The sequence below is a fragment of the Mesorhizobium sp. M8A.F.Ca.ET.218.01.1.1 genome (assembly GCF_004791165.1).
Lineage (GTDB): Bacteria > Pseudomonadota > Alphaproteobacteria > Rhizobiales > Rhizobiaceae > Mesorhizobium.
In genome coordinates, this window is the sequence record NZ_SRUZ01000004.1 from 498,756 (window position 1) to 519,768 (window position 21,013).

The following is a 21,013-nucleotide window of genomic DNA, read 5'->3' on the forward strand; positions in this document are numbered from 1 at the left end:
ATGTCCAAAGCCATCCGAATCCACGCCAATGGCGGCCCCGAAGTCCTGACTTACGAGGACACCGATCCCGGCCAGCCCGGTTCGGGGCAGATCCTGATCAAGCATACCGCGATCGGTCTCAACTTCATCGATGTCTATCATCGCTCGGGCCTCTATCCGCCGCCCGGCGGATTTCCGCTCATTCCCGGCAGCGAAGCCGCCGGCGTGGTGCTGGAAGTCGGCCAGGGCGTCGACTGGTTGAAGCCGGGCGACCGGATTGCCTACGCCGTGACGACGGGTGCTTATGCGCAAGAGCGCGTCATCGATGCCAGCAAGGTCGTCAAGGTGCCGGACGGCATCAGCGACGAACAGGCCGCCGCCATGATGCTGAAGGGCATGACCGCGGAATATCTCCTGCGCCGGACCTTCAAGGTCAAGGCAGGCGACACGATCCTGTTTCATGCCGCGGCTGGTGGCGTCGGGCTCATTCTAGGCCAATGGGCAAAACACCTCGGCGCAACGGTCATCGGCACCGCCAGCTCCGCCGACAAGATCGAACTGGCCAAGGCACACGGCTTCGACCATGTCATCAACTACAAGGAGCAGGATTTCGTCGCCGGCGTCGCCGCCATCACCGGCGGCAGGAAATGCGACGTCGTCTACGATTCCGTGGGTAACGACACATTCCCGGCCTCGCTCGACTGCCTGAAGCCGCTCGGCATGTTCGTCAGCTTCGGCCAGTCCTCGGGACCCATCCCGCCGTTCTCGATGTCGCTGCTGGCGCAGAAGGGCTCGCTGTTCGCAACGCGGCCGACACTGTTCGTCTACAATGCAAAACGCGAGGACCTCGATGCCTCCGCCGCCGCATTGTTCGAGGTCGTGCTCAGTGGTGCCGTCGAGATCAAGATCAATCAGCGTTATGCGCTGAAAGACGCGGGCAAGGCGCATCAGGATCTTGAGGGACGCAGAACGACAGGCACGACCATCCTGGTTCCCTGACGATAGTCTGCCTTGGTTTTCAGCGTCCCGCCGCAGCCGCGGGCTTGGTTTGCACGAAAAGTCGGCCAGCCACATGCTTGTGCGAGGCAGGCTGATCTTTGCCCTTGAGTTTCCGCTGAAATTCTTGAAGCTCTTTCAAGTCGGGTGCTGCTTTCGCACGAGAGCCGGCCGCGCATACGATGCTTGCGGGAACACAGAACATGTCCGGCAATCCGGATGGGAGGCACTGTGAGTGCAAATCATGATGGAGCGAACCTGCTCGAGGTTCGTGGCCTGACCAAGATATTCGGCACGCTGACGGCGTGCGACCATATCGACCTCAACATCGCCAAAGGTGAGATCCACGCTTTGCTCGGCGAGAACGGCGCCGGCAAGTCGACGCTGGTCAAGATGCTGTTCGGCTCGCTCGAGCCCAATTCCGGCGAGATTTTCTGGAACGGCCAGGCGGTGCGGATCACCAGCCCGGGCGTTGCCAAGAAGCTCGGCATCGGTATGGTGTTCCAGCATTTTTCGCTGTTCGAGGCGTTGACGGCCGCCGAGAACATCGCGCTGTCGCTGGATGACGGCTCGCCGATCAGCAGCATCGCGGCCAAGGCGAGGGCGCTTTCCTACAGCTATGGCCTGCCGCTCGATCCGGAATCGCTGGTCGGCGACCTTTCGGTCGGCGAGCGCCAGCGCATCGAGATCATCCGTTGCCTGCTGCAGACGCCGCAACTCATCATCCTGGACGAGCCGACATCGGTGCTGACGCCGCAGGAAGCCGACAAGCTGTTCGAGACGCTGGAGCGGCTACGCGCGGAAGGCAAATCGATCCTCTACATTTCGCACCGGCTCGAAGAGGTCAAACGCATCTGCGACCGCGCCACCGTGCTGCGGCACGGCAAGGTGGTCGGCCACTGCAACCCGCGCGAGGAGACCGCCTCATCGCTCGCCCGCATGATGGTTGGCAGCGAGGTGCAGGCTGTGGTGCGGGCGCCGGTCGAGGGGATCGAGACCGCGCAGCCGCTGCTCGAAATCCGCGGCCTCGGCCGCAAGCCGGCAACGCCGTTTTCCATTCCTCTCAAGAACATCAGCCTCAATGTCCGCGCCGGCGAGGTGATCGGCATTGCCGGCGTCGCCGGCAATGGCCAGGGCGAGTTCTTCGAATCCGTCTCCGGCGAGGTTTTGCAGCAGGATGCCGCCTCGGTGCGCATCCGCGGCAAGGACGCCGGCGGCCTCACCATCACCGGGCGGCGCCTGCTGGGAGCGGCGTTCGTGCCGGAAGAGCGCCTTGGCCATGGAGCGGCACCGCGCATGAAACTCTCGGAAAACCTGCTGCTGTCGCGCCATGCCACCGACGGCAAGGCTTTTGTCGGCACCGGCGGCATGGTCAAGAGCGGCGCCGTCTACGCGGCATCGCAACGCATCATCGAAGCGATGGATGTGCGCAAGAGCGCGCCGGATCCCGAAGCGGCGGCACTTTCGGGCGGCAATCTGCAGAAATTCATCGTCGGCCGCGAGCTCGACCGCCGCCCAAGCGTGATGGTGGTGAACCAGCCGACATGGGGCGTCGACGCCGGAGCCGCGGCGCACATCCGCCAGGCCTTGATCGAGCTCTCTCGCAGCGGATCGGCCGTACTGGTGATCAGCCAGGATCTGGACGAGCTGTTCGAGATATCGGACGCGATCGCGGTCATGCACAATGGCGAGCTCTCGAAGCCGATGCCGATCGCCGAAGCGACTTTCGAGAAGGTCGGCTTGCTGATGGGCGGCGCCGAACCCGGCCACGCCGAACATACGTTGGAGACGGCATGATGCGCCTCGAACTCGTCAAACGCCCGCAGCGCTCGGCGCTGTTTTCGATGCTGTCGCCGTTCATCGCCTTCGCGCTGACCATCATTGCCGGCGCCATTATGTTCGCGCTGCTCGGCGTCAACCCGCTCAACGCGTTCCATATCTACTTCATCGAGCCGATCAGCCAGGTCTGGCAATTGCACGAGCTGGCGATCAAGGCAGCCCCCCTGATCCTGATCGCGGTCGGCCTGTCGGTCTGCTACAAGGCCAACATCTGGAACATCGGCGCCGAAGGCCAATTCATTTTCGGTGCCATCTTCGGCTCCATCATTCCGGTGCTGTTTCCGCAATTCGAAGGCCCGCTGGTGCTGCCGCTGATGCTTCTACTCGGCATGGTCGGCGGTGCGGCCTACGCTGCGATCCCGGCCTTGCTGAAGACCCGGTTCTCCACCAACGAAATCCTCACCAGCCTGATGCTGGTCTATGTCGCACAACTCTTCCTCGACTGGCTGGTGCGCGGGCCGTGGCGCGATCCGCAGGGACACGGCTTTCCACAAACGATCCAGTTCGGCGACTCGGCGGTGCTGCCGGAACTGATGCCCGATGCCGGGCGTGCCAATTGGGGCTTCGTCTTCGCCCTTGTGGCAGCGGTGCTGATCTGGATCCTGATGGGCCGCATGCTCAAGGGTTTCGAGGTCCGCGTGCTGGGCTCCAGCCCGAGAGCAGGGCGCTTCGCCGGCTTTGGCCTCAACCGCATGGTGTTCTTCGCCTTCCTGCTGTCGGGTGCGCTGGCCGGCCTTGCCGGCATCTCGGAGGTCTCCGGCGCCATCGGGCAACTGCAGCCCGTGATTTCGCCCGGCTATGGCTTCACCGCCATCATCGTGGCCTTCCTCGGCCGCCTCAATCCGCTCGGCATCGTCGCCGCCGGCCTGGTGCTGGCGCTGACCTATCTCGGCGGCGAGGCGGTGCAAAGCGCGCTCGGCATTTCCGACAAGGTGGCGAGGGTGTTCCAGGGCATGCTGCTGTTCTTCGTGCTCGGCTGCGACACGCTCATTCATTACCGCATCCGATTGATCGGCCTGGCGCTGACCAAACAGGAAGCCCCCGCGAAGCTCGAGGCCGCGCCAAAGTTGAAGGAAGCCCGCTGATGGACATTACCGTCAACATCCTCTTGACCATTGCCACGGCGGCGACGCCGCTCTTGATCGCGGCGATCGGCGAACTGGTGGTCGAACGTTCCGGCGTGCTCAATCTCGGCGTCGAAGGCATGATGATCATGGGTGCCGTCGGCGGCTTCGGGGCCGGCTACCTGACCGGCTCGCCCTGGATCGGCCTCCTGGCGGCAATCATCATGGGAGCAGTTTTCTCGCTGCTGTTCGCCGTCATGACGCTGTCGCTGGCCACCAACCAGGTGGCGACCGGATTGTCGCTGACGCTGCTCGGCCTCGGCCTCTCCGGCATGATCGGAACGCGCTTCGTCGGCCAGCCTGGCGTCCGGCTCCCCAACCTTGATATTCCCGGCCTCAGTTCGCTTCCGATCGTGGGCAGACTGCTGTTTGGCCAGGACCCTGTGTTCTATATTTCGATCGCGCTGACGGCCGCGGTGATGTGGTTCCTGTTCAAGACGCGTACCGGGCTGACGCTGCGCTCGATCGGCGACAGCCATACATCGGCGCATGCGCTTGGCATCAAGGTCATCCGCTATCGCTACCTCGCGGTCATCTTCGGGGGCGCCTGCGCCGGTCTTGCCGGCGGGCATCTGTCGCTCGTCTATACGCCGCAGTGGGTCGAGAACATGTCCGCTGGCCGCGGCTGGATCGCGCTCGCCCTGGTGGTGTTCGCATCCTGGCGGCCGTGGCGGGTGCTGGCCGGCGCCTACATCTTCGGCGCGGTGTGGATCGGCCAGCTTCATGCACAGGCTTTTGGCATTCCGGTGCCCTCGCAGATGCTTTCTTCTCTGCCCTATCTGGCAACCGTCGTGGTTCTCGTTCTAATCTCGCGCGACAAGCGTCTGACGATGATGAACACGCCGGCATCCCTGGGGCAGCCATTCGTTCCGGATCGTTGACAACAAGAACAAGACGGGAAGCTCCAAGGCTTAACTCAGAGAGGTAACACAATGAAAAAACTGCTTATTGCCCTGATGACCACGACTGCCGCAATGTCGCTGGCGGCGTCCGCGCAGGCCGCCGACAAGTTGAAGGCGTGCTGGGTCTACACCGGCCCGATCGGCGATTTCGGCTATTCCTACCAGCACGACCAGGGCCGCCTCGAGGTCGAGAAGGCGCTCGGCGACAAGGTCGAGACCGCCTATCTGGAGAACGTCTCCGAAGGCCCAGACGCCGACCGTGCTTTCGAGCGTCTGGCGCGCGAAGGCTGCAAGATCATCTTCGGCACCTCGTTCGGTTTCATGGACGCCGAAGTGAAGGTCGCCAAGAAGTTTCCCAAGGTGATGTTCGAGCACGCCACCGGCTACAAGACCGGGGATAATCTCGGCATCTACAATGCGCGCTTCTATGAAGGCCGCTACGTGCTCGGCCAGATCGCCGCCAAGGAATCGAAGTCCGGCGTCGCCGGTTACATCGTCTCCTTCCCGATCCCGGAAGTGGTGATGGGCATCAACTCCTTCATGCTCGGCGCGCAATCGATCAACCCGAACTTCAAGGCCAAGATCGTCTGGGTGAACTCGTGGTTCGATCCGGGCAAGGAAGCCGACGCCGCCAAGGCACTGTTCGACCAGGGCGCCGACATCATCGTCCAGCACACCGACTCGACCGCTGCCCTGCAGGTGGCCGAAGAGCGCAAGCTGCACGGCTTCGGCCAGTCGTCCGACATGATCAAGTTCGCGCCGAACGCGCAGTTGACGTCGCTGACCGACGAATGGGGCCCGTATTATATCAGCCGCGTACAGGCAGCCATCGACGGCAGCTGGAAGCCGGACAATGTCTGGCTCGGCATCAAGGACGGCGCGGTCAAGCTCGCGCCCTACACCAACATGCCCGACGACGTGAAGGCGATGGCCGAAGCGAGCGAAAAGAAGATCGCCGGCGGCTGGAACCCCTTCACCGGACCGATCGCCAAGCAGGATGGCTCGGCGTGGCTGAAGGATGGCGAGGTCGCCGACGACGGCACGCTGCTCGGCATGAATTTCTACGTCAAGGGCGTCGACGACAAGCTGCCGCAATAAACGGCAGAACACATTTCGATCTGCAGAGGGCGCCGCGAGGCGCCCTTTTCATTTGGATGGAGAAGCTGGCGGGAGCTCAGACGGCCGAGCCGTAGAGGTCGTAAGCGTCGGCGCGCTCGATCTTGACGGTGACGATGTCGCCGGCGCGCATCGGGCGGCGCGACTGGATGTGGACCGAACCATCGATCTCGGGCGCGTCATATTTGGTGCGGCCCTTCGCAGAGGTGCCCTGCGCCTCGTCGATCAGCACCGGCAGACGCTTGCCGACCTTCCTGGCAAGCTGCGTCGCCGAGATCTTCTGCTGGCGCTGCATGAAGCGATGCCAGCGCGCTTCCTTGACTTCCTGCGGCACCTGCTCAAGGCCGAGATCGTTGGAACGGGCGCCTCTGACCGGCTCGTATTTGAAGCAGCCGGCGCGATCGATTTTCGCTTCATCCAGCCAATCGAGCAGCATCTCGAAATCGTCGTCCGTTTCGCCGGGGAAGCCGACGATGAAGGTCGAGCGGATGGCGAGATCCGGGCACACATCGCGCCAGCCGCGAATGCGCTCGAGCGTCTTCTCGCCATGGGCCGGCCGGCGCATGTTCTTCAGCACCTGCGGCGAGGCGTGCTGGAAGGGGATATCCAGATAGGGGAGGATTTTTCCATCGGCCATCAGCGGGATGACGTCGGCGACATGCGGGTAGGGGTAGACATAATGCATGCGCACCCAGATGCCGAGCTTGCTCAGTTCCTCCGAGAGATCGAGGAACTTCGCTCGCACTTCGCGATCGCCGAACATGGACGTCTGGTATTTGATGTCGATGCCGTAGGCGCTGGTATCCTGCGAGATGACGAGCAGTTCCTTGACGCCGGCCTTGGCGAGTTTCTCGGCTTCACGCAGCACATCGGCCGCCGGCCGCGAGACGAGATCGCCGCGAAGGGCTGGAATGATGCAGAAGGTGCAACGGTTGTTGCAGCCTTCCGAGATCTTCAAATAGGCATAGTGGCGCGGCGTCAGCTTGACGCCCTGCGGCGGCAGGAGGTCGATGTAGGGATCGTGCGAGGGAGGGGCCGCCTCATGGACGGCGGCCATCACGCTCTCATAGGCCTGCGGTCCGGTGATCGCCAGCACGTTGGGGTGCTTCTCGCGGATCACGTCCGGCTCGGCGCCCAGACAGCCGGTGACGATGACCCTGCCGTTTTCCGAAAGCGCGGAGCCGATGGCGTTGAGTGACTCGTCGCGGGCGGAATCCAGGAAACCACAGGTGTTGACGACAACGAGATCGGCGCCGTCATGCTTGCGGGCGATCTCGTAGCCCTCGGCCCGCAGACGCGTGATGATGCGCTCGGAATCGACAAGGGCTTTGGGACAGCCGAGACTGACGAAGCTGACGCGTGGGGCGGACATGGGCAATTTTCCAATGGACGCGAACCGGAAACATCGATCCGGCCCGCAGTCTCGACATATAACGGTTTGCATGGCTCCTAGCAGGAGCTCAATTCGGGCGGCGCAATAGCACGGCTTCCTCAATCAGGCAAACGGAGCCCTGCGGCTCCGCCTGTGCGTCAGTGCCCGCTTGACCCGAACCAGGGTGACAGGAAGGCGAAATGATCGGGGAATTGCTGCACAGCCCCATCCAGCAGCATCTTGACCGCGACATAGAGGATGATGACCAGGCCGATATAGGCAATCCAGCGGTATTTGTGCAGCAGGCGCGCGACGAACGACGCAGCAAAGCCCATCAAAGCGATCGACAGCGCCAGCCCGACAATCAGCACCGTCGGATGGTTCATGGCCGCGCCCGCCACGGCCAGGACATTGTCGAGGGACATCGAGACATCGGCAATGACGATCTGCCAGGCGGCCTGCGAGAAGGTTTTGCTCGGCCCCTTGCCGCCAATGGCACCATCCTTGTTGAAGTCGCCGTTCGACAGCGCTTCGGTGGCGTCGCGCTCCTCGTCGTGGGTGACACGCAATTCGCGCCACATCTTCCAGCAAACCCACAGCAAAAGCAGGCCGCCACCGATAAGCAGCATGGGACCAATGGTCAGCAGCCATTGCGTGATCAGGGCGAAGAAAATGCGAAGAACGGTGGCCGCCGCGATGCCGACCAGAATGGCTCGCTGGCGTTGGCTGGCCGGCAAGCCTGCAGCGGCGAGGCCGATGACGATGGCATTGTCGCCCGCGAGCGCAAGGTCGATGGCGATGACCTGAAGGAGAGCCGAAAAGCCGGCGGCGGTAAATATTTCCATCGACCTGGAAGCCCTTCGTCGAGTGTTCGTCGTCGATCGTCCGAACGGGCCTAAAGGCATGGTCTGCTGGCGTCAAGCCGCAGCACCGGACAACGCTGGAAAACCATTTTCGTGGTGGTGGAATTACGGAAGATTCTCAACATGCGCCGGCGGCAAGCCAATGCGGCAAGCCCGCGAGAACTAATCGTAGAGATTGTACTTCGGCCAGTCGGCTTCAGGGATCTCATCCCCGATCCGATAGCGGAGCTGGAGAACTTCCATATGATCCGGCCCCGTCTGGCATTTGAACTTCAGCCGATACCACTGTCCCTTGCTGCGGAACGCCGCACCGGGGCTCCGGATGGCGTCGGCGCTCATCTCTGGCGTCGCGAAGGCGTAGGCGACGACGCGGTCGGCCTTGAACTTGCGATCATCATGGGTGATCCGGTCCAGGACTTCGGCATCGCAACGCTGCTCGAGGCGGGTCTGCGGATCAAGTTTCATCAGTCCGGAGCGCAAGGCGTTGTCCATCGCACTGGCCGGAAAAGCCAGCGTCAGGGACGCAATGGCCATCATGCATAGTGTCTTCATGGGCGGGACAAGCAGCATGTTTTGTCTGAAAGATCAACCAACAGGGGCGGTTCATGCTCGGCAAACCCCGGTATTCAGAGGCCCGGCGCAATCAAAATCTCGTGTCGGGCTTCATCATGCGGGACCTGCGGCCAACGAACCAGCGAGGCGCGGCCGGCATCCGTGAGATCGTAAAGACCACGCTCGACCCTTGCGAACCAGCCATAGACATTGTGCTGCAGAATCTTCGGCGCGATCGGCGTCAAGGCTTTCAGATCGCGCGGCCGTTTGGGGCCGTCCGAAAGCGCGGCGGCGCAGGCGAGGGCGCTCTGCCGGTAGGCGGTCATGATCGGAGCGCGCGATCCGCCGCCGGCGACAGGATCGCCGCGGCGGCGCTGGTGCTCGTCGACAAGGCGAGATCGCCGTCGCGCATTCTTGCGCGGCGCCACGGCGATCGGACTGAGAAGCAGTTCGACCCGATCACTGGCGGTTACGCCAATCAGGCCGAAGCCGAGCCGACGGCAAAGGTTGCGGAACCTGGCATCGCTTTCGCGCCCCTTGCCTCGCGCCGACATGCGCGCCGCCAGCCACACTTCATCGCAAGCAGCCGCACGGTCGACGCCCTGCAGAACCAGTTCGAGATTGAACTGCAGCTTCAACTCGCAGATGACGACGATCTGCGGCTCCCCTTCGCGCAACGCGACGATATCGCAGCCGCCGATTTCCCCCTTCACGACGAAGTCGAGATTTTCGAGGAAACGCTTCACCGGCGCATAGAGTGAGGTCTCGTTCATATCGCAAGGTCTAGCCGATTCGACATGAAAAGCCTCGCAGGCGAAATGGTGTGTCGCGTGCCTGGGCCAGAGCGGGGATTCCGGAAGCGGCGAGGCAGGGCTCAGGAATGAAGTTCTGCGAGGAAAGCCAACAGCACGCGGTTGAACTGGTCGGGACGCTGCAAGGGCGCGAAGTGACTGACCTCGGGCAGCATCACCAATTCCGATCCCGGTATGCTGCTGGCCAGATAGGTGGCGTGCTCGTCCTTGATAAACTCGTCGTGCTCGCTTTGGACGACCGCAACGGGCACGCGGATCTCTCCCAGCTCGGTGGCGCCATAATTGGGTTCGCTCTTCATCATCAGGCCGACAGCTTTGACAAATGCATCGAATTGATCTGGCGTGGCCGACAGCTCGGCATAGTCCTTTTTGTGCCGGCTGAAACACCGCTCGATGACCGGACTGGCCTCGAAGTCCTTCGTGCCGCTGGGATCCATATTGCAGCCGAAGAAGAACACACCGGCGATGCGATCGGCGGCCTTCATGCCAAGGATCAGCGCAACGCAGGCGCCATCGCTCCAACCTACAGCGATGGCCTTGTTCAATTGCAGGCGATCCATCACGGCCAGGACATCCGAGGCCATCAGCTCGTATTTGCATGGCCGTTCGTCGCGGGTGCTGCGTCCATGGCCACGGCTGTCGATGGTGACGACCTGATAGCCGCGCTCGACCAATGATGGGACCTGAAATCCCCAATTGCCGCTATGGCCAAGGCCGCCATGCAACAAGATCACGGGAAACCCCGCCCCAAAGGTGGCGTACCAGATTCTCGCACCCTCATGCTCCACATGGCCTTCGTCCGCCGCGGCCGGCAAAGGAGCGGCACCATGCGCTTCGAATTTGGTGAGGTCGTCATCGCGATAGTCCATGCCGAAACAGCCTCTTGGCAAATGCGCAGGGCTTATGTTTATCGCCGGCCCCCACCGAGACCAACCCGCAAGGCAATTTCTGCTGCCATCAGGCGACACGACAGGGGAGATTGCATTGCCTAAGGGCCGATATTGACCGCACCTGTTGCCGTTCGATCCTGCTTGTTTCGCGCCGGCTGATTTTCGTGGAGGGCTTCGCCGTCACGCACTGCCCGATCCGATCGTGTCCTGCGGCGCCGCAGCGGATAGCCGATCTGTCCGAAGTAGCTGGAGGGGACTGGATCGTCGACGCCATATTTCTCAGGCACTTTGTTGCCAGTCGCATTGTACGTGCCGAACACCACGTCGAGGAAGGGCAACTGTCCGGCGAAGTTCTTGTCGTAGGCTTCGCGCTGGTTGGCATGGTGCCAGCGATGGAACTGCGGGCTGGCGATGAGCCACTTCAAGGGGCCGAACGGAATCCGCAAGTTCGAATGAACAAGCAGCGTGTGCCAGAAGTAGATGATGGAAAAGACAGCGATCGAGGCTTCGGAGAATCCGAGAAAAAAGATCGGTGTCAGCGAAATTGCCTTCGTGACGATGGCGTCGACGGGATGAGAGTGGAATGCGCCGAGCCAATCCAGTTCCTCAATGCCGTGATGAACCGCATGGAACTTCCACAGCGCGGGGATTTCGTGAAACGCACGGTGTGCCCAATAGACGCCTATATCGGAAATCACGATGATTTCGGCGACCTGCAGCCAGATGGGCTGGCCGCCGACCGCAAGCGTTACCGATCGCGGGATCAGCATCGCAGCGGCTTCGAGTGCGTTGGCCGCTATCAGAATTATTACTGCCTTTACCACGAGGCCGTTGAACAGCACGTAGATCAGGTCGACACCCAGGCCCTTGCGCAGGATCTTCTGCGGTCGCTCGGCAAACAGATGCTCGAACGGAATGAAGATCAGCGCGCAGATCAACAGCCCCTTGATGCCAAAGATATCCATTCGACCGCTATCGCCTTGCCTTTGGTCAGCGCACCCGGCGCTTCAGCTCCCGAACAGAACCACATTTCTCCTTTCCAAAGGCTTGATGCCGACCGCTTGCATCGTTCCTCGCTTGTCATGTGACAAACGCGCTCGCCGGGTGTCACATCCGTGTCGCAAGCTGGCGCTACCTGGTCGGCGCGCGCTTGTCGAACGCAGCGCAACGCGCGTCCTCCCAGGACTAACCCCTCCGGTCCCTGCCGGCGGGGTTTTTCATTTCCAGAACCATATTGTCGGTCGCGAGTTGTCCTTGCTATTATGGCATTACGGTCAGCACAGGGACGCCCATGACGGACGCGAGTGAAATGAGTGCGATCGGCGACACCCTCATGAGGATCGTCACGCCCGGCATGTCTCCCAAGCAGCTTGTCAAAGCCGCCCGGAAGGCCCACCCCAAGGCCTCGAAGAAGGATATTGCCAGAGCAGCCTTCTTCTCGATCATCGCAAACGCGGATCAGGACATCGGCAAGGCCAGGAACCTGCAGGCATTTGCCATCGCGGAGCGCACACAGCAGTCGGACTGAGCAGGTCGCCGCTTGGCATGGCGTGGGCTTGCCGTCGTTGCGTGATCACGCCTTCATCGCCGCGCATATGCCGCCCGGCAGGCCGACATCACGGTATCGCGCAGCCAACGATGGGCCGGGTCGGCGTCCATGCGAGGATGCCACATCGCCGATATCTTGAACTGAGGAATGGGAAGCGGGAGCTCGAAACTCTCGAGACCTGCCGTGATGGCGTGGTCGCCTGCACTTGTGCTGCCGAAACACGAGCCCGGCACGGTCGCGACCAGATCCGACTGTCGCACAATCCGTATCGCATCGGGGTAGCCGGGCACGACAACCACGACGGTGCGTCCAAGGCCGAGCTTCTGCAAGGCGCCATCGATCGGCTCGGCGACATTGCCTTCCCGTGACGCCACGACATGCTTGCAGGCGGCATAGCGTTCGGGCGTAACGCCGGCGTCTGTCAGAAGCGGATGTCCAGCCCGGGCCACGCCGACATATTTGTCGTGGAACAGGAACTGGGTGCGTATCTCGGGCGCGGACGTTCCAAGCAAACCGATCTCCAGATCGATGAGGCCTTCCCGAAGCGGGCGCGCGTCCTTGTCGGGCTTGGGTGCGAAGCGTAGGCGGACACGAGGCGCCGCACGGGTGACCGCATTCACGACCGGGCCGGCAAGGAATTCCAGGAACGCTTCGCTGGCGCGAATGGTGAACGTCAATTCGAGCCCGGCCAGGTCCACGCGCATGTTTTGCGGCCGCAGGACTGATCTTACATCCCGGGTAACTCATGGACGCGATCGCGCAATTCCGTAGCGTGCGGCGTGGGCACAAGTTCGCGTCCGGCTCGCACGAGCAGCGGGTCGCCGGTGGCAGCGCGAAGTCGTGCGAGTGTCCGGCTCATCGCCGAGGTGCTCAAGCCGAGCCGGCGGGCCGCCCCCGTCACGCTGCCTTCGGCGAGCAAGACGTCGAGCGCTACGAGAAGGTTCAAGTCCACATTGTCCATGGCACACAGCCTTATCGCAGGTGTTTTGCCAGACATAGCGTCGGATGCAACCATAGTTTGAATCTGGCGCGCCTGGCGCATGGCTTCCGCTTGCCCATATCTGCGGTCACCAACCAACGAAAGAGATCGCCCAATGCCCGCAAGCGTTTTGAACACCCCGTCAGGTACAGTCCTCATCATCGGCGCGTCGCGCGGCCTCGGCCATGCAATGGCGGCCGAGTTCCTCGGGAAAGGCTGGAACGTCATCGGCACGGTCCGGGAAGGCGGCCGGACCAAGCTGCACGACCTCGCGGACGCGTTCGAAGGCCGGCTCGAAATCGAGACAGTCGACATCTGCGAACCCGATCAGGTCACGGCCTTGCGCGACCGGCTGTCGGGCAGGGTGTTGGACATGGTGTTCGTCAATGCCGGCGTGAGCAACAACCCCGCTGAGACGATCGCCGATGTGACGACCGACGAGTTCGTGCGCGTGATGATCACAAATGCACTCAGCCCGATGCGTGTTCTCGAGAGCCTGGCGCCATTTGTTCCAGCTGCCGGCCTGATCGGCGTGATGTCGTCCGGGCAGGGGAGCATCTCCAACAACGAGACAGGTCAACGTGAGGTCTACCGGGGCAGCAAGGCGGCGCTGAACATGTTCATGCGAAGCTTCGCCGCCCGCCATGCCGCAACATCGCGTGCCATGGTGCTGATGGCGCCCGGCTGGGTCCGTACGGAGCTGGGAGGGCCGGATGGAAGGCTGAGCATCGAGGAAAGCGTGCCGAGCCTCGTCAACGTTCTGCTTGCCAGGAAGGGAAGCCAGGGATTGCACTATGTCGACTATCTCGGACGCACCGTCCCCTGGTAAATCCCATCGCGATGCCTGCGCGGCGACGAGCGCCAGCTTGTCCGCGGCCACACGAAATAAAGTGGTACCGCGACCGCTGGCGGCTTCTGCATCTGGCCCTTATTGAGCCGCCGTCATGGCGATGAGCTTTCGGACCTGGACGTACTCTACGCAGTGAACAGGAAAATCCGGCCGGGTGGCCTTCGCGCAGTCTTTCGCGGTGGCGACAGGTTCATTCAGCGGAACGCTCGATGCCTGCGTGGACGCTGATGAAAAAAGCAGCGTTTGGGTGGTCAATGCCGAGACGGCAGCGACTTGTATGAGAAGCGCGGCGAAGGCGATATTTTTGAGCATGCGCGACAACGCGCCTACCTGCTACAACGTTCCAGTTAGTCGGGCCGCTTTGGGGGCTTTCTTACTTCAACCGCCCATCTTGCGGCGGCGTCCCACGTTATTTCGGGCATTTTGCTCCCCCACGTCACCTGGTCGAAACCGATTTTCCGGGCAGGGGTCACAGGCGTACATTGCCGTCGTTCTGGCGGAGGGAGTGGGATTCGAACCCACGGTGAACTTGCGCCCACGCCGGTTTTCAAGACCGGTGCCTTAAACCGCTCGGCCATCCCTCCGGTGACTGCCGGCCACTGCTCTAGTGTGCCCGGCAAAGGCCTGTCAACCGGCTTGCGTGAAGCGGCGCTTCTCCAAGCCCCGGGACAGGACAAGCCGCGTCACAATCTTGCCCGGTTCCGGCCACAATCGGTTAATACCGTGATAAACAATTCCTGCGCACAAAGGATCGGGGTCCGAGACGTCGTTGGCATTGTCGAGTGAGCGCGTGGCTCTCTGATGGTCGGACACGATGTTGTTGGTCGAGACTTTAGGGGGCAATCAAGAATGCAGGCTGTGACGCACCCGCGTCTTCGTCGCGTTGCCACGGTTGCGTTGCTTGCGGCGTCGGCTGCATTGCTTGCCGCTTGCGCGTCGCAGCCCGAGCCGAAGGGCATGGTCTACAAGAAGACCCGCTCCAAGGAATATTTCGCCGAGACCGAATATGGGGTGAAGGCCAGTCCGCGCGCTGCCTTCATGCGGCGCGGCGGCGGCCGCGACCAGCTCGGCAAGCCGTATCAGGTGCGCGGCAAGTGGTATTATCCCAAGGAAGAGAAGCGCTACGCCAAGGTCGGCCTGGCTTCGTGGTATGGCGACGCCTTCCATGGCCGGCTGACCGCCAACGGCGAAGTCTACGACACGGCGCAACTAACGGCGGCGCATCCGACGATGCCGCTGCCCAGCTATGCCCGCGTCACCAACCTCGAAACCGGCAGTTCGGTCATCGTGCGCGTCAATGACCGCGGCCCATACCATGAGGGCCGCATCATCGACGTCTCGGAGCGTGCCGCGCAGATGCTCGACTACGACAAGGTCGGCACCGCGAAGGTGAAGGTCGAATATGTCGGCCGCGCGCCGCTCGACGGCAATGACGATCAGTACCTGATGGCCTCTTACCATCCCGGCAACCGCATACCGGATCCATCGGATGGCCTGCCGACCGGCGTCATGGTGGCCATGAACGGACCGTCGCCGAGCCTTCCGGTGGGTTCTGCCGCCGTGCCGTTTCCAGGTCAGCTGACCGATGCCGCGATCCCGGTCCAGGCGCAGATGTCCGCGCAGTCGCCGGCCTTCGGCGATCTGGCGCTGCCCGATTTCGGACCGATCGTGCCGGAACGTCCCGAGATCGGCTTGCCGCCGCAATCGCCGTTCGCCATGGCCTCGCTGTCCTATGCGGATGAACGCGTCCATCGCGCGGATGTCTTTGCTGCGCTGGACGACAGCGGCATGTCACCCGCAGACATCCTGCGGTCCTGGAAAAAGACCGATCGCCAAGCGACGCCGTCCAGCTCCGACTATGTCGCCGCCGGCACGTTCGACGATGCCACCGAGGCCAAACGTGTGGCCTCGGCGCTAAAGTCCTTCGGCAGAATAGAAATCCAGCGCTCCGATCTCGACGGCAATGACTGGTATGCGGTCAACCTCTATCCGGACGGCCATGGCGACCTGGACGAGTTGCTGAAGGCGGCATGGTCCCACGGCGCGCCCGACGCGCTGGTCGTGCGCGACTGATCCGAGAGCCGGCGTGCCGCCGGCAGTTGATCCCTCGCCGAAAAAGCCCGATAGTTTCGGCACGCCGGAGGGGCCGGCCAACGGGTCGCTTTTCATGCAATTTCGCTTGCTACAGCCTTTCGCCGGGTTTGTTCTCCTTGGCCTGCTGCTTATGCTTTCGCCGGCCCAAGCGCAGCTTTTCGAAACCAAGGCCGCACAGGCCTTCATGATCGATGCCGACACCGGCACGGTGCTGTTTTCGAAAGATGCCGACAAACCCATTCCGCCGGCCTCGATGGCCAAGCTGATGACGATGGAAGTGGTTTTCAACGCCCTCAAGTCCGGGCGCCTGAAACTCGACGATACGTTCGTGGTCAGCGAGAACGCCTGGCGCAAAGGTGGCGCGCCGTCGGGGACCTCGACGATGTTCGCCAAGCTCAAATCGGCGATCCGGCTCGAGGACCTGATCCAGGGGGTGACCGTGCAGGCCGCGAATGACGGCTGCATCGTCATCGCCGAAGGCATGGCCGGGTCGGAGGATAATTTTGCCGAAGAGATGACCGAACGCGCGCGCCAGATCGGCCTCAAGACTTCGACTTTCGTCAATTCGACCGGCCTGCCGGCCGATGGCCAGCAGACAAATGTGCGCGAACTGGCGCAGCTCGCGCTCCATCTGCGGCGCGAATACCCCGATTTCTATCGCTACTATGGCCTGAAGGATTTCACCTGGAACAAGATCTCGCAGAGGAACCGCAACCCGCTGCTGGCGATGGACATCGGCGCCGACGGCCTGGCTGTCGGCGCAAGCGAGACATCCGGCTTCGGCATCGTCGCTTCGGTCAGCCACGACGGCAAGCGGGTGATCGCTGCAATGAGCGGGCTGGTCAATGACAAGGAGCGTGCCGAAGAGGCGCGCAAACTGCTCGATTGGGGCGTTCGTTCGTTCGAGAAGACCGAGATTTTCGCCAAGGACGAGGTGGTCGGAGAGGCCCAGGTCTTTGGCGGTGCGAAATCCGGTGTGACGCTGAAGGCAAAGGGTCCGATCGACATCTTCCTGCCGATCACCAACCGCGACAAGCTGACGGCGAGAATCGTCTACACCGGGCCGGTCGCCGCTCCGGTGGAGGAGGGGCAACCGGTGGGCGCCCTGCGCGTCTGGATCGGTGACACGCTGAGCCAGGAGACACCGTTGTTCGCCGCCGAAACGATCGGCGTCGGCACGTTGCCGCAACGCGCGCTCGATGCCGTCAAGGAACTGGCTATCGGCTGGCTTCGATAACACCGACGGCATGGACGTTTTCCCGAACGCGGACTATCTAGAGCGCAACAATCCACTCGAACACGAACAAAGGCCCTCGGTTTGGCGCGCGGATTTTTCATCACCTTCGAAGGCGGCGAAGGCGCAGGCAAGTCGACACAGATCGAGCGGCTGGCCACAAAGATGCGCGCCAAGAAGTATGATGTCCTGCGCACGCGTGAACCGGGCGGCTCGCCGGGCGCCGAAGCGGTCCGGCATGTGCTGCTTTCAGGTGCTGCCGAACCGTTCGGGCCGAAGATGGAAGCGCTGCTCTTCGCCGCCGCGCGTTCCGACCATGTCGAGCAGGTCATCCGTCCGGCCGTCGAGCGCGGCTCCATCGTGCTTTGTGACCGCTTCCTGGATTCCTCGCGTGTCTATCAGGGCGTTACGGGCGGGATCGATCCGGCGTTCATGACCATGCTGGAACAGGTCGCCATCAACGGCATGATGCCCGACATGACGCTGATCTTCGATATCGACCCGGCCGAGGGTCTGAAGCGCGCGACCTTGCGGCGCGGCAGCGATGCCGCCGCCGACCGCTTCGAAAAGGAGACGGTGGCCATCCACCAGGCCCGCCGCGAAGCGTTCCTGGCGATCGCGGCGGCAGAGCCGGAGCGCTGCATCGTCGTCGATGGGTCCGCCGATCCGGACACGGTGGAGGACGTCGTCACCGCGGCCGTGTTCGCGGCACTGGAGGCAAGGGCGCCCGAGCGCAACAGGCAGGTCGCACCGGTATGATTTTCGAACGCATCGCGCCGGAACAGCACGATACGCTGGACGGTGTGCCGGAACCCTCCGAAACGCCGCGTCTGGTGGGGCACGGGCAGGCCGCCACCATGTTGGCCGCCGCCTATCGGGCGGGAAAGCTGCCGCATGCGCTGATCTTCGCCGGACCTGTCGGAATCGGCAAGGCGACGTTTGCCTTCCACCTTGCCCATCATCTTTTGAAGCACCCGGCCTTCGACCAGGCACCCGGCAACCTGGCGGTTCCCGATCCGGCCTCGCCGCTGTTTCGCCAGATCGCCACCGGGGCGCATCCCGGAGTGCTGCACCTGACCCGCCCCTTGAACGACAAGACCAAGAGCTTCAAGACCGTCGTCACCGTCGACGAAATCCGCAAGGTCAGCCGCTTCCTGTCGCTGACGTCGCACGACGGCAGCTACCGGGTGGTGATCGTCGATCCGGCCGACGACATGAATGCCAATGCGGCCAATGCCTTGCTGAAGAATCTTGAGGAACCGCCGGCACGAACCCTGTTCATTCTCATCGTCCATGCGCCGGGCAGTCTGCTGCCGACGATCCGCTCGCGCTGCCAGGTGGTGCGGCTGACACCGCTCGACGCCAACGAGCTGATGGCGGTGCTGGAGACCGCGGAACCGCCGCCGCCGGACGATCCGGCCGCGCGAGCCGCGCTGGTCGAGCGGGCAGGGGGAAGCGCCCGCAGCGCGATCCTGTTGACGCAATATGGCGGGTTGGAGATCGCACAGACGCTCGATGGCCTGGTGGCGAAGGGAAAGAGCGATATTGGCGGCGCCTATCGCCTGGCCGAAGCCGTCGCGGGCCGAGATCAGGCGATCCAGTTCGACATCTTCAACCGCCGGGCACTGGACCTTCTGTCAGACGCGGCAAGCCAGGCGGCGCTGGCCGGCGACCTTGCGCGGGCCAAGACACTGTCGGACAGCTGGCATGAGGCGCTGGACGCCATATCGGAAACCGATACCTACAATCTCGACAAGAAGCAGCATGCCTTGACCATGATCGATCGACTGAATTCGGCTATGCGCGTGTGACGGTCATCTGGGGCGGCAATCGCCACCCGTTGGCAGCCGTTGGACCGGATCGCGGCCGGGCTATTCAGATCGTCATCCGCGCCGGCTTGCTCGCGGCACCGTTGAGCGCGGCATCATATTTGGCGCGATTGGCCCAATAGATCGTGGCGAACAGCAGCGCCTGGTCGCGGAAAGGAATGTGGTCCACGGCATCGCTGGCGGCCTCGGCTTCGATCCAGTCGACATGGAAGTCGGCGGCCCCCTTCCTGTCGCCGCCATGTGCCATCTGCTGGAACCGATGCATATGGTCCTCGATGTCGGGATAGCGGTCGGCCCAGACGATCGACCATTGCCGGTTCTGCATGGTGAATTTGCGGATCCAGCGCTCGCTCAGGTCCATGTCGCCTTCGGGCTTCGAGTACATGACGTTTCGCCGCGCTTCGAGCAGCGTGTTGGTGGCGACGACTTCGTTCTCGCGCCATAGAAGCCGCATGGCCGGATCATTGAGAAACCGGTCCGCATAAATGGGATGCGGAAACGCGCTTTCCCTCAGTCCATCGATCTTGAAATAGACCAGCAGTTCGGAAGCGACGCTCGCTTCCAGCTCGTTGCGCTCCATCTTGCCGTGGAACGCCTCGAACCCGATGCCCGGTATGAAGGGCATGTGCGCGGCGTGCCAGATTTCATGCAGAATGTAGAGATCCTCGACGGCCGCGGCGGCATAGTCGTCCCGGCGCATCGTCAGCCCCCACCAGGTGCAGAAGTGCGCGCGTTCCAGGCGGTCGTTGGTGGTCTCGCAGGTGAAGCGCGGCAGGCGGGCGTACTGATCGACGACGTCGTAGATGTAGCCGCCCTCGCGATGCGAGGATCGGAATGCATCCGTTTTCCAGTGAGCCAGGCAGTGGGCATGGACGTCATCGCGGGTGACCAGCGGGATTAGATGCTTCATGAAACCGGTCCAGGAGGGGCCATGCCGATCCGCTCCGCCATGCCTGGCGTGAGACACAGGCGGGGCCGAGCACCGATCGCGCCAGGGGCGCGGGTAAGGTAGGAGGCCATGTCCGAATCCCCGTCCGCCCCTGCCGATGCCTGGGCAAGAATGAAGACGTCCGCCGGCACCAGGGCGAGGCCGAGAGCCTGGCCGGCATGTTCTGCAGCGCCATGTTGAACCGCGCCGTAGCGGCGCGCCATGGCGAACACGTCAAACCGCTCCATCAGCCGGATTCCCAGTTGCAGCGACGTCAGGTTCTTGAACCATTGATTGCCGAACAGGCCGAGATTCTCCGATCGGCAAAACACACCGCCTATGCGGTCGTAATAGGTGCCGAACGGTTTGGACAGGCTGATCACCACGGCACTCACGCAAGGGGCGTCGGCGAGGATCGTTTCCGACGGTGGCTCGGCGGTTGCCCCGACATAGGTCAAATCCAAGACGACCTGGGCCGGGTTCGCGCGCCCGCTGAGCCGGCGAAGAAATGCGTTGGCTTCGGGCCATACCATTCCGTCAATGGCCGAGGGTTGGCTGAGACACAGCAGATGCTGGGGATCGATGGTGTCGGCCGTATCGCGCCAGTCGTGGCGGTCATATTCCGTCACCGGAATGCCGCAGGCTTCAGCATAGGCTCTGTAGCCCTCATACTCGCCACGAAAGATTGCAAGGCGAGGGGAGAACCCATCGAGGCGCGCGCGGTTGCCGTAATCGGCAATCAGGTGAAAAAGCGGCTCGCTTGCACCCGCGGTCGGATAGCTGAATGGAAAGTCAGCCGTGTTCAACGGCGCCATCGGCTTCGCCCAACCGAGCCAGGTGTCGAAGAACCGTTTGTGCAGCGCGTTCTGCTTTCCGGTCCAGGCATGGCGAAACTGATCGAGATAGGCCGCACGGACCAGGTCCGGGCCATTTCCGGTATTGTTGCCGAGCAATTCGGCCTTTACCGCCTCGATCTCGGGGGTGACGAGGGCGTAGACGGTTTTGCTCGCGCCGGCCTGGCGCAAGCGCAGATCGAGATTCGGTCGCGGATCATATTGTGTGGTCGTGGCCATGCGGATCTGCCTTTGCCCGTCACGACCCTAAG

At 62.7% G+C, this 21,013-nt stretch carries 20 protein-coding genes, 1 tRNA gene and 1 pseudogene; 11 read left to right on the top strand and 11 right to left on the bottom strand.

Annotated features, from left to right (window positions below; all coding sequences use genetic code 11):
• The 5 genes from EN861_RS18400 (at position 1) to EN861_RS18420 (ending at position 5,938) form a co-directional block, all read left to right on the top strand.
• Positions 1-978 carry a quinone oxidoreductase gene (locus tag EN861_RS18400; protein ID WP_135864821.1) on the top strand — a complete coding sequence of 326 codons (978 nt, stop codon included), beginning with the start codon at positions 1-3 and terminating at the stop codon, positions 976-978.
• A gap of 216 nt (positions 979-1,194) precedes the next feature.
• Entirely contained in the window at positions 1,195-2,772 is a 1,578-nt protein-coding gene (locus tag EN861_RS18405) for an ABC transporter ATP-binding protein (RefSeq protein ID WP_189343669.1), read from the top strand.
• A complete protein-coding gene (locus EN861_RS18410; protein WP_135864825.1) occupies positions 2,769-3,899 on the top strand; it encodes an ABC transporter permease in 1,131 nt (376 codons plus the stop codon). The genes EN861_RS18405 and EN861_RS18410 overlap by 4 nt, the downstream gene beginning before the upstream one ends.
• Positions 3,899-4,819 carry an ABC transporter permease gene (locus EN861_RS18415; protein WP_135864827.1) on the top strand — a complete coding sequence of 307 codons (921 nt, stop codon included), beginning with the start codon at positions 3,899-3,901 and terminating at the stop codon, positions 4,817-4,819. The genes EN861_RS18410 and EN861_RS18415 overlap by 1 nt, the downstream gene beginning before the upstream one ends.
• 51 nt (positions 4,820-4,870) lie before the next feature.
• The gene (locus tag EN861_RS18420) at positions 4,871-5,938 is read left to right on the top strand and encodes a BMP family ABC transporter substrate-binding protein (protein WP_127277286.1); all 1,068 of its coding nucleotides are present in this window, start codon (positions 4,871-4,873) and stop codon (positions 5,936-5,938) included.
• Between the two features lie 76 nt (positions 5,939-6,014).
• Here EN861_RS18420 and rimO read toward each other — a convergent pair whose 3' ends face one another.
• The 6 genes from rimO to EN861_RS18450 form a co-directional block, all read right to left on the bottom strand.
• Complete coding sequence (gene rimO / locus EN861_RS18425) at positions 6,015-7,328, bottom strand: 30S ribosomal protein S12 methylthiotransferase RimO (RefSeq protein ID WP_127277288.1); 1,314 nt, start codon at positions 7,326-7,328, stop codon at positions 6,015-6,017.
• Between the two features lie 158 nt (positions 7,329-7,486).
• A complete protein-coding gene (locus tag EN861_RS18430) occupies positions 7,487-8,173 on the bottom strand; it encodes a TerC family protein (protein WP_127277290.1) in 687 nt (228 codons plus the stop codon).
• Positions 8,174-8,353: 180 nt separating this feature from the next.
• A complete protein-coding gene (locus tag EN861_RS18435; RefSeq protein WP_167531434.1) occupies positions 8,354-8,761 on the bottom strand; it encodes a DUF930 domain-containing protein in 408 nt (135 codons plus the stop codon).
• Between the two features lie 56 nt (positions 8,762-8,817).
• Complete coding sequence (locus EN861_RS18440; RefSeq protein ID WP_127277292.1) at positions 8,818-9,516, bottom strand: DUF2161 family putative PD-(D/E)XK-type phosphodiesterase; 699 nt, start codon at positions 9,514-9,516, stop codon at positions 8,818-8,820.
• A gap of 101 nt (positions 9,517-9,617) precedes the next feature.
• Positions 9,618-10,424: an alpha/beta hydrolase gene (locus EN861_RS18445; protein ID WP_127277294.1), complete on the bottom strand. Its 807-nt coding sequence runs from the start codon at positions 10,422-10,424 to the stop codon at positions 9,618-9,620.
• A 119-nt stretch (positions 10,425-10,543) separates the two neighbouring features.
• Entirely contained in the window at positions 10,544-11,410 is an 867-nt protein-coding gene (locus EN861_RS18450; protein ID WP_127277296.1) for a sterol desaturase family protein, read from the bottom strand.
• A gap of 326 nt (positions 11,411-11,736) precedes the next feature.
• Here EN861_RS18450 and EN861_RS18455 point away from each other — a divergent pair, with 326 nt between their 5' ends.
• Positions 11,737-11,973, top strand: a complete 237-nt coding sequence (locus EN861_RS18455) for a hypothetical protein (protein ID WP_127277298.1) — start codon at positions 11,737-11,739, stop codon at positions 11,971-11,973.
• Positions 11,974-12,026: 53 nt separating this feature from the next.
• Here EN861_RS18455 and EN861_RS18460 read toward each other — a convergent pair.
• Positions 12,027-12,955 (bottom strand): annotated as a pseudogene (locus EN861_RS18460) (LysR family transcriptional regulator).
• 133 nt (positions 12,956-13,088) lie between these two features.
• Here EN861_RS18460 and EN861_RS18465 point away from each other — a divergent pair.
• Complete coding sequence (locus tag EN861_RS18465) at positions 13,089-13,802, top strand: SDR family NAD(P)-dependent oxidoreductase (protein WP_135864829.1); 714 nt, start codon at positions 13,089-13,091, stop codon at positions 13,800-13,802.
• A gap of 99 nt (positions 13,803-13,901) precedes the next feature.
• Here the strand turns inward: EN861_RS18465 and EN861_RS18470 are convergent, their stop codons facing one another.
• Both EN861_RS18470 and EN861_RS18475 read right to left on the bottom strand, forming a co-directional pair.
• Entirely contained in the window at positions 13,902-14,135 is a 234-nt protein-coding gene (locus tag EN861_RS18470; protein ID WP_127872417.1) for a hypothetical protein, read from the bottom strand.
• Positions 14,136-14,317: 182 nt separating this feature from the next.
• Positions 14,318-14,407 (bottom strand) — tRNA-Ser (locus EN861_RS18475).
• A 265-nt stretch (positions 14,408-14,672) separates the two neighbouring features.
• Between EN861_RS18475 and EN861_RS18480 the strand changes: the two genes are divergently transcribed.
• From EN861_RS18480 to EN861_RS18495, 4 genes are all read left to right on the top strand, one after another.
• On the top strand, positions 14,673-15,896 hold the full coding sequence (locus tag EN861_RS18480) for a septal ring lytic transglycosylase RlpA family protein (protein ID WP_127277302.1): 1,224 nt from the start codon (positions 14,673-14,675) through the stop codon (positions 15,894-15,896).
• Positions 15,897-15,990: 94 nt separating this feature from the next.
• Positions 15,991-17,154, top strand: coding sequence for a D-alanyl-D-alanine carboxypeptidase family protein (locus tag EN861_RS18485; RefSeq protein WP_189343670.1), 1,164 nt, complete (start codon positions 15,991-15,993; stop codon positions 17,152-17,154).
• Between the two features lie 81 nt (positions 17,155-17,235).
• Complete coding sequence (tmk, locus tag EN861_RS18490) at positions 17,236-17,910, top strand: dTMP kinase (protein WP_127277306.1); 675 nt, start codon at positions 17,236-17,238, stop codon at positions 17,908-17,910.
• Complete coding sequence (locus EN861_RS18495; protein WP_127277308.1) at positions 17,907-18,962, top strand: DNA polymerase III subunit delta'; 1,056 nt, start codon at positions 17,907-17,909, stop codon at positions 18,960-18,962. The genes tmk and EN861_RS18495 overlap by 4 nt, the downstream gene beginning before the upstream one ends.
• Positions 18,963-19,026: 64 nt before the next feature.
• Here EN861_RS18495 and EN861_RS18500 read toward each other — a convergent pair whose 3' ends face one another.
• Both EN861_RS18500 and EN861_RS18505 read right to left on the bottom strand, forming a co-directional pair.
• On the bottom strand, positions 19,027-19,890 hold the full coding sequence (locus tag EN861_RS18500; protein WP_135864831.1) for a hypothetical protein: 864 nt from the start codon (positions 19,888-19,890) through the stop codon (positions 19,027-19,029).
• Positions 19,887-20,933 carry an aminotransferase class I/II-fold pyridoxal phosphate-dependent enzyme gene (locus tag EN861_RS18505; protein ID WP_135864833.1) on the bottom strand — a complete coding sequence of 349 codons (1,047 nt, stop codon included), beginning with the start codon at positions 20,931-20,933 and terminating at the stop codon, positions 19,887-19,889. Before EN861_RS18505 ends, EN861_RS18500 begins: the two co-directional genes overlap by 4 nt.
• Positions 20,934-21,013: the final 80 nt, after the last annotated feature.